Here is a 13,893-nt window from a genome sequence, read left to right as displayed (position 1 = left end):
CACCGGCGCTGCGGGGAGGCTTGCCCGAGCGGCCGAAGGGAACGGTCTTGAAAACCGTCGTGGCAGCGATGTCACCGTGGGTTCAAATCCCACAGCCTCCGCAGAGGTCAGCGAAGTAGCTGGTCAGATGGGGTGCCTCTCAGTGAGAGGCACCCCATCGGCATGTCCGACGTCCCACGTACGGCCGCCCGTGTCCCGCCGTCGACCACTGTGTATAGACCAGGCGTGATGAACCGCCGAAGGGCTCGGCGGTCTACGCGGTCGAGCCGCAGAACCGGGAACTTCTGAAGAGGTTGCGGAACTACGATGAGTTCCAGCACCGTCCCAGGTCTTCAGGTACATCCACCTTCCGCGCGCGAATTTGGAGACACCTTGAAGCTTTTGCTTACGTCAGGCGGCGTCACAAACCCAAGCATCCACTCGGCGCTCGTGCAGCTTCTCGACAAGCCGGTCGCCGAGTGCCACGCCCTCTGCGTCCCGACAGCACAGTGGGGTCACCCGATGTGCGGTCCGACATCGGTGCGGGGCTTCGCAGCCGCCGAGCCCACGTGGCAGCACCTGTCCGGCCTGGGCTGGGCGTCGCTCGGTGTCCTCGAGCTCACCGCACTGCCCACCATCGGTGCCGAGCGATACGTCCCCTGGATCCGGGAGGCCGACGTGCTCCTGGTCGACGGCGGCGACGCGACCTATCTGTGCCACTGGATGCGGGAGTCCGGGCTGGCCGATCTGCTGCCTTCGCTGCCCGACACGGTGTGGGTGGGAGTGAGTGCCGGAAGCATGGTGATGACGCCCCGGATCGGAGCGTACTTCGTCGAGTGGCCGTCCGCGCCGGACGACCGCACTCTGGGAGTCGTCGACTTCTCGATCTTCCCGCACCTGGACGCTTTCCCAGGCAACACCCTGGCTGACGCAGAGCGGTGGGCCGCCGACATCGGTGTCCCGGCCTACGCCATCGACGAACAGACGGCCATCAAGGTCGTCGACGGCTACGTCGAGGTGGTCTCCGAAGGGCAATGGACGAAGTTCGGGTCATAGCCGGCCCGGCATGCGCGGACGGCAGCTCGGACGCGTCCCCCCACCGCCGCACACGACACCGACTGAACCAGCGTGCCCTTCTGGACGCCCAGGAGCGTGGCCTCCTCCGGGCTGGCCTGGTGCGGCTCGGGCCGCTCCACCGCACGGGTCACCGTGACGCCGATCTCCGCCATCCGTCGGACGACGCCGATGCCCGCGTGCGGGCCGGCTTCCGGGAGGACGACGAGGGTGCCGGCCGTCAGGGCGTAGGGCTCCCAACTGGTCGAGAGCTGGACAGGCTTGCCGTCGGCGAGGAACTCGTAGGCCGTGCGCACGCACAAGTCGCCCTCGGTGATGCCGAGCCGGGCGGCGATGTCGGCCGGGGCGGGCACCTTCGCCTCGCTGCGGCTCTCCCACGTCCCCCGCCGCCCAAGCGCCGCCATGTCCGCGGCGAAGGGCGAACCGCCCGCCTGCTCACGGTAGATGGACCGCACCATGCGCAGCCGTTCGCGCGGCTCGGCAACGTACGTACCTGACCCGGCCCGGCCCTCCGAGGTGCCTGCGCGTCCACCACCCCACGTCCTCCGCCCCGATGGACGAGCGCGTCCTATGAGGCGTGCTCGACTGCGACCCCTACGCCGAAGATCCGCACCCGCGCATGCAGGTCGTGAGCGTGGCCATCGTCGGCGACGTCTGGATCAACCACCTCGACCCCGACGGCCTTGCTGTACTTGCCGCCAAGCTGCGCGCCCAGGCGGACCGCCTTGACCACGACGTACGTCCCCAACTCCTTGCTGCCCGCGCCGACTGGGACGCCCGCCACAGCGTCTGAACGCACCTCCCTCCGCCTGCCGCGCCCTGTACGCGACGTCGGAGGGTGCTGTGCGTTCAGGCGTCTGGGCCTTACGGCAGCGTCGCGGCGTCGACCCGCGAGAAGATGAGGTCGCTCTCGCCGTCGACCGGCCCGCGCCACCGGATCGGCACCGCGGCCGCGCCGTGGAGTGCTGTGGGGTACGTGTCCGCCGCGTACTCGTTCGCCAGGCGGTAGACGTGGAAACCGTGTTCGCGCATGGTTTCGAGCAGTTCTTCGACGGAGTCGCCGAGTTGGGCCATGCGGTCGGGGGTGACCTCGACGGTGACCTCGGCGTCCGGGCGCAGCCGGTCGAGGAGCGGGGCCATGCCACGTACGACGCTGCCCTCTGCGCCCTCGACGTCGACCTTGATGACGCGGGCCTGCGTGATCTCGTCCTCCGTGAGCACGTCGGGCAGCGGGAAGGCCTCGATCTCGAAGGTCGACTCCACCGGCCCGTCCCACGGGACGATGCTGTTCGCGCCCATGTTGGCGGAACAACCGTGCGGTCTTTGCGGCGATCAACACCTTCCACGAGGCAGCCCGCACCGACCTCGGCGTCTCCGGGTCGGTTTCTGGGGAGACTCATCCAGAGCGGGATCTTTTGCTCCCGCCAGTCCGGGAGCACGGTGATCACTGACGTGCGGGCACAAGAGGATCAACATCACCCGACACCGGCCGCTGTAGGGCGCGGGGGTGAACCGAAGGCTGCGAGCTAGATCTTCTCTGCGCCAACTGGTCACATGCCCACGAGATCGAGAGGGTCGGTCGGTCGAAAATGTCGTTGCCCAGCGTCATTACCTTGCCGACAGAGCAGTTACAACTACGTCAAGCCTGCCCCTGCGCCCTGCGACATGGGAGGAAGTCCAAGCTCCGTGCGCGCGGTGGCCAGGAAGTGGCTTTCGGCGGCCCAGAGACTTCGATACTCCTCCGCCGGTATGGCTTCCGGCATGTGCGCGGCCCGGGTGGCCGCGATCGCACGCACCTGGGCCAGGAGCTGCTCGACGGCCTCCCCGGTCGCGGGCTGCTCGGACACGAGACGGGCAGCCGATTCCGCCGCCTCAAGCCGCTCCACGTAGGGACGGCCGCTCTCGTCGAAGAAGGGCATCATCGTTCCGGGGCGGTACGGATGCGCAATCGCCGAGATTGTGGCGTTGGGATCGCGGGTGAAAGCGAGGTATTCGCGATATGCCGTCAGGAAGTCACGGTAGGTGGTCAGCCGAATGTCCCTCCATTGGCGTGCGTGGTCACGCCGCCAAAGCTGATCTTGATTTCGGGTGGACAGCCACCCGCCGAGCAGCACGGCACAGAACGTGACAACGCTCGACGGAGCTTGACTCTGTCGGGGATCTTGGTGCTTCCCGGCGCGGTAGCGCGGCCGGCGAAGAACACCGCAAGGTGCTCGCCGCGTTGACCCTGCTCGCGTGCGGCAGAGACGACAGCCGGCCTGTCGAGTTCGCCTCGATGTGTGTCCGAGGGAGGCCGACCCCAGTCCGCCACTTGTCGACGATCGCCTCGATGCCGGGGCAGGAGCGCGGTCAGGGCGGGTGTGTCAGTGGCCGCTGTTAGCGTCCGGTCCGTTCTGGCCGAGCTGGGTGGGAGGGTCGTATGGGCGCGTCGGGGTGGGACTACTCCGTGCCGTATCAGGAAGATGTCGTCGGGGCCTTCGAGGGGCTGCGACGGAAGGTCTTCGAGGAGCGGGACTACTACTGGGTCTCCGGCGCCGACTGGCGACCCGTGGAGGATCGTCTGCCGTGGCCGGAGACCGTCGAGGAGCTCTGGGCTGACGAGATTGTCCAGGAGGCTGGGACTCATTCGATCCTCGACATCTTCCGGATCATCGGACAGGACGAGAAGCCGGACCACTTCACGATGAAGCAGGTGACCGAGGAAGAGGCGCTGCGTGTCCTCGGCATCCGGAAGCTCACCAGGGCGCACGTGCCGAGGTTGGAGGAGTTCGACCACTGGCGGTGGTACGGGCGGTGCGCCGTGCTCCATGACGATCAGGGGGAGCCGCAGGAGATCTACTTCTGGGGCTACTCCGGAGACTGAGAGGGCACGGTGGACCGGCTATGGACCGCCGGAGGCGGCGTCGGCCCAGGCAGTCCTCCGCTTTCGGCGCCCGCTACCAGCGGCTTCCTGAAGCGGAACGCCTGCACGCCCGCGTGGTTGCTCCGAACCCGACGAGCCTGTGCGGTCCAGAAACGGCGGACTTGTGCAGCCCTGGGGAGGGCTAGCGGGGCTGCTGCCGGGTGGAGCTGCCGTCGTCGATCAGGGCACGGTCATGTCGGGGGGAGATGTCGGAGCGAGCGTCGGAAGCAGAACCGGGATTGCCTGGGCGAGGTCTGTTGCCCTTCGCGCACCGGCGGTCTGGTCGGCGTGTGGCTCAGCGGCGGGAGCTTGCGGGAACGGCACCAGTGACGTCGGTCACCGGCGCCTTGCCGTTCCGGCCGGGAGGTGACGGGCCGGGCCGTGGCGGTGAGGGGTTCGGGGGTGTGGGGGGAGCGTGAGATGAGGCGCCCGGGTTGTCGGGTGTGAGGCGGCCGGGGCTGGGATGCGGGTCGGGGATGTGAAGTACCGCTCGGACCAGCACGGTTGGCAGTTCAGAAACCGTGACAGCGGGAAGTGCCTGACCGTTCAGGACGGGAGTATCGCCGCGGGAGCGCCGGTTGTGCCGCGCGGTTGCGACGGCGGCTGCGACCAGGCGTGGCGGCTCTGACCGACGCCCACGGTGGAGCCGTGACCTACTACGGCGGCCGGCTACGGCCTACGAGGGCGGTGCGCCGTCGGATGTGGCGGACGCAGGGGCGGACAGCCAGGTACGGATGCTCGCCATGGTGCCCGGGCCGTAGTCGTCGGTGACGCTCGCCGCGAGGTCGGCGACGGATATCGCCTGGAGGGCCGCGCGCCACGCCGTGTCGGCGGCGGACATCGCGCGGGAGATGGCGCAGGGCTGGGTGCAGGCCTCGGCCGGCGCGGCCAGGGGGCCGCGGCGGCGGATCTCGGTGCAGACGAACGCGGGCTGCGGGCCGTCGATGGCCGTGACGACGTCGAGGACGGTGATCTGGTCGGCGGACCTGGTCAGGACGTATCCGCCGGCCTTGCCCTGGACGGAGCGCACGAGGCCGGCGCGGGAGAGCGCCTGGAGCTGCTTGGCCAGGTAGCTGCCGGAGACGTCGTGCAGCTCCGCGAGGCGGGCCGCGGGGACCGGCTCCGTCGCCGCGGTCAGGACGACGCAGCAGTGCAGCGCCCACTCGACCCCGCCGGACAACTTCATGGGCTCGCACCTCCTCGACTTGACTCGGACAAAGACTATCCGACTATTATCTCGGACAAGAAGTGTCCGAGTTGTGGAGGCGTGTCCTCCCTGGATCCGGCGTGCCCCATGGTGCGCGTGAAAGGCGGCAGAGATGAAGGTCACCGTTATCGGCGGCACGGGGCTGATCGGCTCGCAGGTGGTCAGGATGCTGACCGACGGGGGGCACGAGGCGGTGCCCGCGGCGCTGTCCACCGGGGTCGACCTGCTCACCGGGAAGGGCCTGGACGAGGCGCTGCAGGGTGCCGACGTCGTGGTCAACGTGGCGAACTCGCCGACCTTCGACGAGGCGTCCCTGGACTTCTTCCGCACCTCGATGGGCAACCTGCTCGCCGCCGGCGAGCGGGCCGGGGTCGGGCACCAGGTCATCCTGTCGATCGTCGGCGTGGACCAGGTCCCCGCCCTGGACTACTACCGGGCCAAGACGCTCCAGGAGGAGCTGCTCAAGCAGGGGCCGACGCCGTACTCCATCGTGCGCGCCACGCAGTTCTACGAGTTCATGAACGCGGTCCTGTCCTGGACCTCGGACGCGGAGGCCGTGCGGCTGCCCGCGACCCCCGTCCAGCCGATGGCCGCTGCGGACGTGGCGGCGGCGGTCGCCGCGGTCGCCACCGGCTCGCCGCTGGGCGGTATCCGCAACGTCGCGGGGCCGGACGTGTTCCGGCTCGACGAGCTGGGCAAGGTCACGCTGGCCGCGCAGGGGGACGACCGGCCCGTCGTCACGGACGACCAGGCGGGGATGTTCGCGGCCGTCGACGGCGACGTCCTGATCGGCGGGCCGGACGTGCACCTGGCGCCCACGCGCTACCAGGACTGGCTCAAGCAGGCCCGCTGATCCGACGCGCCCCTGGCTGACCTGCCCGACCCCGGTGGGGTGCGTGGGGCGTGAAAAGTCTCAGGGGGCGCGCGTCGACGGTCTGGATGCCACCAGAACGGGCATCAGGCAGGTTTGTCCGCAGATCGTCACGCGTGCGAGGGAAATGGATCAACCGGCGCGTTCGGCGCGGATGCGATGGGCAAGTCTGGACTCGGCGACGCCGTCGGAATACCAGGTGGGGCGGTCGGCCGGCCGCTCCACCGCAGACAGCAGGTCCGAGTTCGGAATTCTGTCCCCTGGGAGGGAACACCATGGCAAGCATCCGTACCGTCCGTGTCCTGGCCGTTGTGGCCGCGCTGCCCGTCGCAGCAGTGCTGTTCGCCGGCACCGCCGTGGCCGACGACGGCGCTTTCGCGGGTGGAAACTCGAACGCGTCGGTGGTGAGCAACTCCGGTGGCAATGTCGGCGGCGGCAACTTCGGCAACGTGACGACGACGCAGCAGGCCGCCACCGGCGCCGGCGCGTCGAACCAGGACAACACCGCCAGTGTGGCCGGCGCCGGCTTCACCGCCATCCAGCAGAACCCCGTCAACGTCCACTTCTCGCCGCTCTGGTGATCCCCCGGGGGAGCCGAAGCCCGCGCGCCGAGGACGCGCCGGCCGGCTGACGCAGGTCAGGGCGCGCGACGGTATCCCCGTGCCGTCGCGCGCCCGCGGGCTGTCCACAGGCTGTGGACAGCCCGCGGCCACTGCGCCGGAAGGCCGTCGCAGACGGGTGTGCGGCGGCGTGTCTGCGCGGTACGGGACCGCTCGCCGCGTTCACTCGCTGGATGAGCGAAAGAAGTATTTTTATCCCTTATCTCCGCCGCCTGCTGGTCGGCACCCTGACACTGACAGGTCTGCTCTTCCCCGCGGCGACCGCCACCGCCGTCCCCTGGGCCGGCGGCGCGAACCGGGGGGACATCGCACCCCGTATTTTCCAGGGCCGCGGGTTCGACACCTGCCAGGCCCCCGACCTGGCGACGATGCAGGCATGGCGGGCGTCCTCCGCCTACGGCGCCGTCGGCATCTACTTCGGCGGCCGGGCACGCGCCTGCAGCAGCCAGCTCCATCTGACCAGCGACTGGGTACGGCAGACCACCGACGACGGGTGGAGCCTGCTGCCGATCTACGTCGGCTCGCAGAGCCCCTGCGTCAACGGCACGAACAAGAACCCCTACCGCATCGACCCCGCGACCGCGGGGGCGCAGGGCGGCACCGAGGGCAGCGACGCGGTCAGCAGCGCCAAGGCGCTGGGCCTGGGCGAGGGCAGCGCGCTCTACCTCGACATGGAGGCGTACGACCTCGGCGACGCGGACTGCGCCGCGGCGACCCTGACCTTCCTGCGCAACTGGGACCGCCAGGTGCGGGCCGCCGGCTACCTGGCCGGCTTCTACAGCAGTGCCGACTCCGGCATCAAGCACATCGAGACCGCCCGCAGGGCCGGCGTGGCCGACCTGCCGGACGCCGTCTGGTACGCCCGCTGGGGCGTCAGCGCGACGCTGACCGACGAGCCGGTGCTGAGCGACGGCGCATGGGCGTCGGACGCCCGCATCCACCAGTACACGGGCAGCGTCACCGAGTCGTACGGCGGCAAGAAGCTGACCATCGACCGGGACCTGGTCGACGCCCCCGTGGCCGTGGTCGACTGACGTTGCGGCCGCAGGCCCCCTGCACCGCTGCGCGTACGCTCCCGTACACCCTCAGGTGTATCCCTTGCGGGACGCGGGCGTGCGGCTCCCCCCTCGGGGGGTGGGGAAAGCCCCCGCCCTACGACCTGAGAGTGATCCCGTTTCGGCACCTGCGGCCGATCCGCGAGGGGTGCCCGGCCTCCTAGCGTGGAGCCATGACCACGCCTGTGTGCACCAGCGCCAGCACGACGCAGTTCACGGCCTACGTACGCACCAAGGGCCCGACGCTGCTGCGCACCGCGCGCTCCCTGACCCCCAACCCCGCCGACGCAGAGGACCTGCTGCAGACCGCGCTGACCAAGACGTATCTCGCCTGGGACCGTATCGACGACCACCGGGCCGTCGACGGCTACGTCAGGCGCACCCTGGTCAACACCAGGACGTCCCAGTGGCGCAAGCGCAAGGTCGACGAGTTCACCACCGACGAGCTGCCCGAGCCCACGCCTGGCGGCGCCCCCGACCTCACCGAGCAGCAGGCGCAGCGCGACGCCCTGCTGCGCGCGATAGCCCGGCTCCCCCCGCGCCAGCGCGCCATGGTCGTGCTCCGCTACTACGAGGACATGAGCGAGGCGCAGACCGCCGAGGCGATGGGCGTCTCGGTCGGCACCGTCAAGAGCGCGGTCTCGCGCGCGCTGGGCAAGCTGCGCGACGACCCGGAGCTGGAGCTGTGCGTGGCCTGAGCGCCGCGCGGGCCTGCGGGTCGGGGCGACCGGGGCCTGCGGGTCCGGGCGGTGGGCGTGCGGGGTAGTGACATACCAGGTGGTATGCCAGCACAATCGCGGGATACCGACCTCGCCGACCTCATGTAGCCGCCGGAGGCCCGCTGTGCTGAGCACCATGCAGGACGTACCGCTGACCGTGACCCGCATCCTCACGCACGGGACGCTGGTGCACGGCAGGTCGAAGGTGACGACCTGGACCGGCGACGGCGAACCGCAGCGCCGCACCTTCCGCGAGGTGGGCGTACGCGCGGTGCAGCTGGCGAACGCGCTGCGGCACGAGCTGGGAGTGGTCGAGGGCGAGCGCACGGCAACCCTCATGTGGAACAACGCGGAGCACCTGGAGGCGTATCTCGCCATCCCCTCCATGGGTGCGGTGCTGCACACCCTCAACCTGCGGCTGCCCGCCGACCAGCTGGTGTGGATCGTCAACCACGCCGCCGACCGGGTGGTGCTGGTCAACGGCTCCCTGCTGCCGCTGCTCGCGCCGCTGCTGCCGCAGCTGGAACCGCTGGAGCACATCGTCGTCGTCGGCCCCGGCGACCGCGGCCTGCTGGACGGCTGCCGCCCCGCGGTGCACGACTACGAGGAACTGCTCGCCGACCGGCCGGTCACCTACGCGTGGCCCGAGCTGGACGAACGCAGCGCCGCCGCCATGTGCTACACCTCCGGCACCACCGGCGACCCCAAGGGCGTGGTCTACTCCCACCGCTCGGTCTACCTGCACTCGATGCAGGTCAACTCGGCCGAGTCGATGGGCCTCACCGACCACGACACGACGCTGCCGGTCGTGCCGATGTTCCACGTCAACTCGTGGGGGCTGCCGCACGCGGCCTTCATGAGCGGGGTCAACCTGCTGATGCCGGACCGCTTCCTGCAGCCGGCCCCGCTCGCCGAGATGATCGAGAGCGAGCGGCCCACGCACGCCGCCGCCGTCCCCACCATCTGGCAGGGGCTGCTGGCCGAGCTGACCGCGAAGCCGCGCGACGTCAGCTCGCTCAAACGGGTGACGATCGGCGGGTCCGCCTGCCCGCCCGCGCTGATGAAGGCCTTCGACGAGCAGCTGGGCGTGCAGCTCTGCCACGCCTGGGGCATGACGGAGACGTCCCCGCTGGGCACGGTGGCGCTGCCGCCCGCCGGCGTCGACGCCGAGGAGGAGTGGGCCTACCGCATCACGCAGGGCCGCTTCCCTGCCTCCGTCGAGGCCCGGCTGATCGGCCCCGACGGCTCGGTGATGCCGTGGGACAACGAGTCGGCGGGCGAACTGGAGGTCCGCGGGCCGTGGATCGCGGGCGCGTACTACGGCGGCGCCGGCGCGGAACCGATCCGCCCCGAGGACAAGTTCAGCCCGGACGGCTGGCTGCGGACGGGCGACGTCGGCGTCATCTCGGCCGACGGCTACCTGACCCTGACCGACCGGGCCAAGGACGTCATCAAGTCGGGCGGTGAGTGGATCTCGTCCGTCGCGCTGGAGAACGAGCTGATGGCCCACCCCGACGTCGTCGAGGCGGCGGTCGTGGCCGTCCCCGACGAGCGGTGGGGCGAGCGCCCGCTGGCCACCGTCGTACTGGCCGAGGGGTCGGCCGCCGGCTATGCGGAGCTGCGCGAATTCCTCGCGGGGCGGGTGGCGCGGTGGCAGGTGCCCGAGCGTTGGGCGATTATTTCGGCGGTGCCGAAGACGAGCGTGGGGAAGTTCGACAAGAAGGTGCTCCGCAGGTCTTACGCGGACGGTGAGCTGGACGTCACCCAGCTCTAGCCGGCCCTGCCGGACGGCCCCTTCGGCGGGGGTGCCCATACGCCGGCGCGGCGGCTCGTGCGGTTCCCCCTCGGCGGGGGGTGCGGGGAACGGCGCGCTCAGCCCCCACCGGGGCGCGGGTCGTCTCGGGCCGAAAGGGGCTGTTGCCGTCGGAGACGGACCACCGGCCGCGAGCGAAGCTCTGGGGGAGGGCTGGTCGCGCCGTTCCCCGAGCCCCTGCATCACCCCTGCCGTTAGGGACGGCACGAGCCACGCGGCTCGTCAGGCACCCCCTGCGCAAGGGGGACCGCCTCAGCCGCCGCGGCCGGCGGGAGGGCGCCGCCTTACGCAGGAGGGGCCGGGAGGATGCGGCACAGGGCCGCCAGCGCCGCGGTGAAAGCGGTGTCGGGTGGGGCCGCGTAGCCGATGACCAGGCCGTCGGCGGCCGGGGAGGTCGCCGACGGGTGGCGGAAGTCGGCCAGCGGGTCGAGGGCCAGGCCGTGGAAGGCCGCGGCCCGAGCAGCAGCGGCCTCCGTGCCCGCGGGGAGGCGCAGTACGGCGTGCAGGCCGGCCGCGATCCCGGTCACCTCGATGTGCGGGGCGTGCTCCGCAAGCGCCGCGGCGAGTTGGTCGCGGCGCCGCCGGTAGCGCTGCCGCATCCCGCGCAGGTGCCGGTCGTAGCCGCCCGACTCGATGAAGTCGGCCAGCGCCAGCTGTTCGAGCACGCTCACCGCCGGCTCCCGCTCGCCCTTGGCCGCCACCGCGACGTCCACCAGGTGCGCGGGCAGCACCATCCAGCCGAGCCGCAGCGCCGGCGACAGGCTCTTGCTCACCGAGCCCAGGTACGCGACCCGTTCCGGGTCGAGCCCCTGCACCGCGCCCACCGGCTGCCGGTCGTAGCGGAACTCGCCGTCGTAGTCGTCCTCGAGGACCAGCCCGCCGGCCGCCCGTGCCCAGCCCACCGCTGCCGCCCGCCGGTCCGGGTGCAGGGCGACACCGGTCGGGAACTGGTGCGCGGGGGTGAGCAGGACGCTCGCCGCGCCGCTCGCCGCGAGCCCTGCCGGGTCGGCGCCGCGCCCGTCGACGGGCAGCGGGACGGTGCGCAGGCCCGCCGCCGTCAGGATGCGGCGGTGGTGCGGCAGCCCGTACTCCTCCACCGCGAGCGGCGCCGACCGCACCTGCGGGACGTGCGCCAGCAGCCGCAGCGCGCCCGCGACGCCCGAGCTGACCACGATCCGCTCGGGCGAGGTCCGCACCCCGCGCGCCCTGGCCAGGTAGTCGGCCAGTGCGCGCCGCAACTCGATCCTGCCGCGCGGGTCGCCGGGTCCGAAGGCGTCGTTGGGCGCCGAGGTCAGCGCACGGCGGGACGCGGCCAGCCAGCTCGTCCGGGGGAAGGACCCGGTGTGCGGCACCCCCTGCCGCAGGTCGAAGGCCGGCCGGGGCGCGGGGGCCGGGGGCGGGTCGGGCGCGGGCGGTGGCGCCGCCCGTTCGGCGACCCGGGTGCCCGAGCCCTGCCGCGCGGTCAGCCAGCCCTCGGCGACCAGTTCGGCGTAGGCGTCAGCGACCGCGTTCCTCGCCATGCCGAGGTCGGCGGCCAGCGAGCGGTACGGCGGCAGCCGGGTGCCGGGCGGCAGCCGCCCGGTGCTGACCGCGTCCCGCAGCGCCCTGGCGAGGACGGCCCGCTTGCCGCCCCGGCCGCTGCCGCCGTCGGCAGTCAGTTCCAGGTGCAGGTCCCGGCCGAGACCCGCAGCCGCCTCCGCCCATGCGGCGTGTGCGTCCTCCGGTGGATTGACCCGTTCTTCTGTCACGGAATTGCACTCTACGCCCGGTCATCGCTGCTTCTAGGCTGATCATCATGACAACGACGACAGACACAGCGGTACCGACCACCGCCGACCGTATCGACATCGCCACCGCAGCGCCCGCGGTCTTCAAGGCCCTCATCGGCTTCGACGCCGCCTCCCGCGCCGGCCTCGACCCCACCCTGGTCGAGCTGGTGCAGACCCGGGCCTCGCAGATCAACGGCTGCGCGTACTGCCTGCACATGCACACCAAGGACGCCCGCAAGCGCGGCGAGACCGAGGAGCGGCTGTACCTCCTGACGGCCTGGCGCGAGGCGCGGCACTTCTACACCGCCAAGGAGCAGGCGGCGCTGGCCTTCACCGAGGCCGTCACGCTGGTGTCGCAGGCCGGCGTCCCCGACGACGTCTACGACGAGGCCGCCGCGCACTTCGACGACGGGGAGCTGGCGCAGCTGCTCGGGCTCGTCCTGACCATCAACGCCTGGAACCGCATCGCGCTCACCAGCCGCCGCCGGGCCGGCACGGACGCGCGGGCGGCCACGCACTGACCGCCCGGCCCTGTCAGGTGCCGATCTTGCCGAGCAGGTCCACGATCCTGGACTGCACGTCCGTGCTGGTGGACCGCTCGGCGAGGAAGAGCACCGTCTCGCCCGACGCCAGCCGCGGCAGCTCGGCCGGGTCGATGTCGGCGGAGGTGTAGACGACCAGCGGGGTGTTGTTCAGCCGCGCGTGGCCGCGCAGCCAGTCCACGATGCCCTGCCTGCGGCGGCGGATCAGCATCAGGTCCATCACCACCAGGTTCGGGTGGACCTGCGCCGCCTTGGTCATCGCCTCGGCCTCGGAGCCGGCGTGCGCGACCTGCATCCCGCGCCGTTCCAGGGTCGCCGCGAAGGCCTGCGCGATCGGCTCGTGGCCCTCCACCAGCAGCACCCGCGGCGGATGCTGCTCGCTGTCGCGCGGCGCCAGCGCCTTGAGCAGGACGGCCGGGTCGGCGCCGTACGCCGCCTCCCTGGTCGCCTGGCCGAGCCCGGCCGTCACCAGCACCGGGACGTCCGCCGCCGCGGCCGCCTGCCGCAGCGCCTGGAGCGCGGTCCGGGTGATCGGGCCGGTCAGCGGGTCCACGAAGAGCGCCGCCGGCGGCTCCGCGACCTGCGCGTCGACCTCCTCGCGCGACCGGACGATCACCGGGCGGTAGCCGCGGTCGGTCAGCGCCTGCCGGGTCGACACGTCGGGCTCCGGCCACACCAGCAGCCGGCGCGGCTCGTCCAGCGGCTCCTCGATGCGGTCGTCGGCCACATCGGTGACGTCGACCGCGCCGTTCGGCCCGTCCAGCGGCTCGGGACCCTCGTCGGCGCCCTCCGCGGGAGCGCCTATCGCGTACGACCTGCCGGGGGCCTGCGGCTGCGGGGGCGCCGGCGGGACCGGGCGCAGCAGCGCGGTCTCCTCCTCGGGCGCGGGCGGCGCCTCCCGGCGGTCCACCGGCAACTGGCCGCTGTCCGGGTCCGCCTGCGGGTGCTGGCGGGCCTGCGGCTCGCCGCCCGGGCCGTGCGGCTGGCTCGGCACCTGCTGGATCAGGCTGCGGCTCGACGGCTCGCTGTCCGCGGCCCCCCGGTCCGCGTTGAGCCGGCGGCGCCGCCCGGAACCGCCCGCGGCGACCTGCGCGGGCAGGCCCTGCGGGCTGTGCGCCTCGACGGCCTGCGTCTGGGTCTGCGGGTCCGAACCGTCGGGCCGGTGCCCGTACACGCCCTGGCCGAGGGTGCGGACGCTTATGGCACGGCCGTAGGTGCTGGTGCTGTGCGACTGGTCGTGGTGCGGCGGGGCCGGGGGCGCGGACGCCACGGGACCCTGCTGCGGGGCCGCGGGCGCGGGCGGCGGCGGGGGCGCCGCCGGGGCCGGGCGGGTGCCCTGGGC

Annotated in this window: 15 protein-coding genes, 1 tRNA gene and 1 pseudogene; 11 read left to right on the top strand and 6 right to left on the bottom strand. The window is 71.9% G+C overall.

The window, feature by feature from the left end; all coding sequences use genetic code 11:
- Positions 1-14 precede the first annotated feature (14 nt).
- Together NFU81_RS13010 and NFU81_RS13005 are read left to right on the top strand one after the other, a co-directional pair.
- Positions 15-101: transfer RNA gene (locus NFU81_RS13010), tRNA-Ser, on the top strand.
- Between the two features lie 271 nt (positions 102-372).
- Positions 373-1,035 carry a Type 1 glutamine amidotransferase-like domain-containing protein gene (locus tag NFU81_RS13005; protein WP_251489140.1) on the top strand — a complete coding sequence of 221 codons (663 nt, stop codon included), beginning with the start codon at positions 373-375 and terminating at the stop codon, positions 1,033-1,035.
- On the opposite strand, the gene NFU81_RS13000 is transcribed toward NFU81_RS13005, so the two are convergent.
- Positions 987-1,625, bottom strand: a complete 639-nt coding sequence (locus NFU81_RS13000) for a UTRA domain-containing protein (RefSeq protein ID WP_422665196.1) — start codon at positions 1,623-1,625, stop codon at positions 987-989. The genes NFU81_RS13005 and NFU81_RS13000 overlap by 49 nt on opposite strands.
- A gap of 5 nt (positions 1,626-1,630) precedes the next feature.
- On the opposite strand from NFU81_RS13000, the gene NFU81_RS12995 reads away from it, so the two are divergent.
- Positions 1,631-1,846 carry a DUF6907 domain-containing protein gene (locus NFU81_RS12995; protein WP_251489139.1) on the top strand — a complete coding sequence of 72 codons (216 nt, stop codon included), beginning with the start codon at positions 1,631-1,633 and terminating at the stop codon, positions 1,844-1,846.
- 71 nt (positions 1,847-1,917) lie between these two features.
- Here NFU81_RS12995 and NFU81_RS12990 read toward each other — a convergent pair.
- Positions 1,918-2,361, bottom strand: a pseudogene (locus tag NFU81_RS12990) (FkbM family methyltransferase); the annotation flags it as partial.
- A gap of 326 nt (positions 2,362-2,687) precedes the next feature.
- Positions 2,688-3,167 carry a hypothetical protein gene (locus tag NFU81_RS12985; RefSeq protein WP_251489137.1) on the bottom strand — a complete coding sequence of 160 codons (480 nt, stop codon included), beginning with the start codon at positions 3,165-3,167 and terminating at the stop codon, positions 2,688-2,690.
- Positions 3,168-3,472: 305 nt separating this feature from the next.
- On the opposite strand from NFU81_RS12985, the gene NFU81_RS12980 reads away from it, so the two are divergent.
- Positions 3,473-3,916, top strand: coding sequence for a hypothetical protein (locus NFU81_RS12980; protein ID WP_251489135.1), 444 nt, complete (start codon positions 3,473-3,475; stop codon positions 3,914-3,916).
- Positions 3,917-4,418: 502 nt separating this feature from the next.
- Positions 4,419-4,583 carry an RICIN domain-containing protein gene (locus NFU81_RS41270; protein ID WP_422665191.1) on the top strand — a complete coding sequence of 55 codons (165 nt, stop codon included), beginning with the start codon at positions 4,419-4,421 and terminating at the stop codon, positions 4,581-4,583.
- Between the two features lie 48 nt (positions 4,584-4,631).
- On the opposite strand, the gene NFU81_RS12975 is transcribed toward NFU81_RS41270, so the two are convergent.
- Entirely contained in the window at positions 4,632-5,141 is a 510-nt protein-coding gene (locus NFU81_RS12975; RefSeq protein ID WP_251489134.1) for an RrF2 family transcriptional regulator, read from the bottom strand.
- 133 nt (positions 5,142-5,274) lie between these two features.
- On the opposite strand from NFU81_RS12975, the gene NFU81_RS12970 reads away from it, so the two are divergent.
- The 5 genes from NFU81_RS12970 (at position 5,275) to NFU81_RS12950 (ending at position 10,201) form a co-directional block, all read left to right on the top strand.
- Complete coding sequence (locus NFU81_RS12970) at positions 5,275-6,015, top strand: SDR family oxidoreductase (protein ID WP_251489132.1); 741 nt, start codon at positions 5,275-5,277, stop codon at positions 6,013-6,015.
- Positions 6,016-6,308: 293 nt separating this feature from the next.
- Positions 6,309-6,614, top strand: a complete 306-nt coding sequence (locus NFU81_RS12965; RefSeq protein WP_251489131.1) for a hypothetical protein — start codon at positions 6,309-6,311, stop codon at positions 6,612-6,614.
- Positions 6,615-6,826: 212 nt separating this feature from the next.
- Positions 6,827-7,687, top strand: a complete 861-nt coding sequence (locus NFU81_RS12960; protein WP_251489129.1) for a glycoside hydrolase domain-containing protein — start codon at positions 6,827-6,829, stop codon at positions 7,685-7,687.
- A 194-nt stretch (positions 7,688-7,881) separates the two neighbouring features.
- Entirely contained in the window at positions 7,882-8,406 is a 525-nt protein-coding gene (locus NFU81_RS12955; RefSeq protein ID WP_251489127.1) for a SigE family RNA polymerase sigma factor, read from the top strand.
- A 145-nt stretch (positions 8,407-8,551) separates the two neighbouring features.
- Entirely contained in the window at positions 8,552-10,201 is a 1,650-nt protein-coding gene (locus NFU81_RS12950; RefSeq protein ID WP_251489126.1) for a long-chain fatty acid--CoA ligase, read from the top strand.
- Positions 10,202-10,524: 323 nt separating this feature from the next.
- Here NFU81_RS12950 and pdxR read toward each other — a convergent pair whose 3' ends face one another.
- Entirely contained in the window at positions 10,525-11,988 is a 1,464-nt protein-coding gene (pdxR, locus tag NFU81_RS12945; protein ID WP_422665190.1) for a MocR-like pyridoxine biosynthesis transcription factor PdxR, read from the bottom strand.
- A gap of 47 nt (positions 11,989-12,035) precedes the next feature.
- Between pdxR and NFU81_RS12940 the strand changes: the two genes are divergently transcribed.
- The gene (locus tag NFU81_RS12940; RefSeq protein ID WP_251489124.1) at positions 12,036-12,530 is read left to right on the top strand and encodes a carboxymuconolactone decarboxylase family protein; all 495 of its coding nucleotides are present in this window, start codon (positions 12,036-12,038) and stop codon (positions 12,528-12,530) included.
- A gap of 13 nt (positions 12,531-12,543) precedes the next feature.
- Here NFU81_RS12940 and NFU81_RS12935 read toward each other — a convergent pair.
- On the bottom strand, positions 12,544-13,893 hold a 1,350-nt coding region (locus tag NFU81_RS12935; protein WP_251489122.1), incomplete at its 5' end, for a response regulator.

It is taken from the genome of Actinacidiphila cocklensis (assembly GCF_907177275.1).
Taxonomy (GTDB): domain Bacteria; phylum Actinomycetota; class Actinomycetes; order Streptomycetales; family Streptomycetaceae; genus Actinacidiphila; species Actinacidiphila cocklensis.
This window is presented reverse-complemented; position numbering and strand designations above follow the sequence as displayed.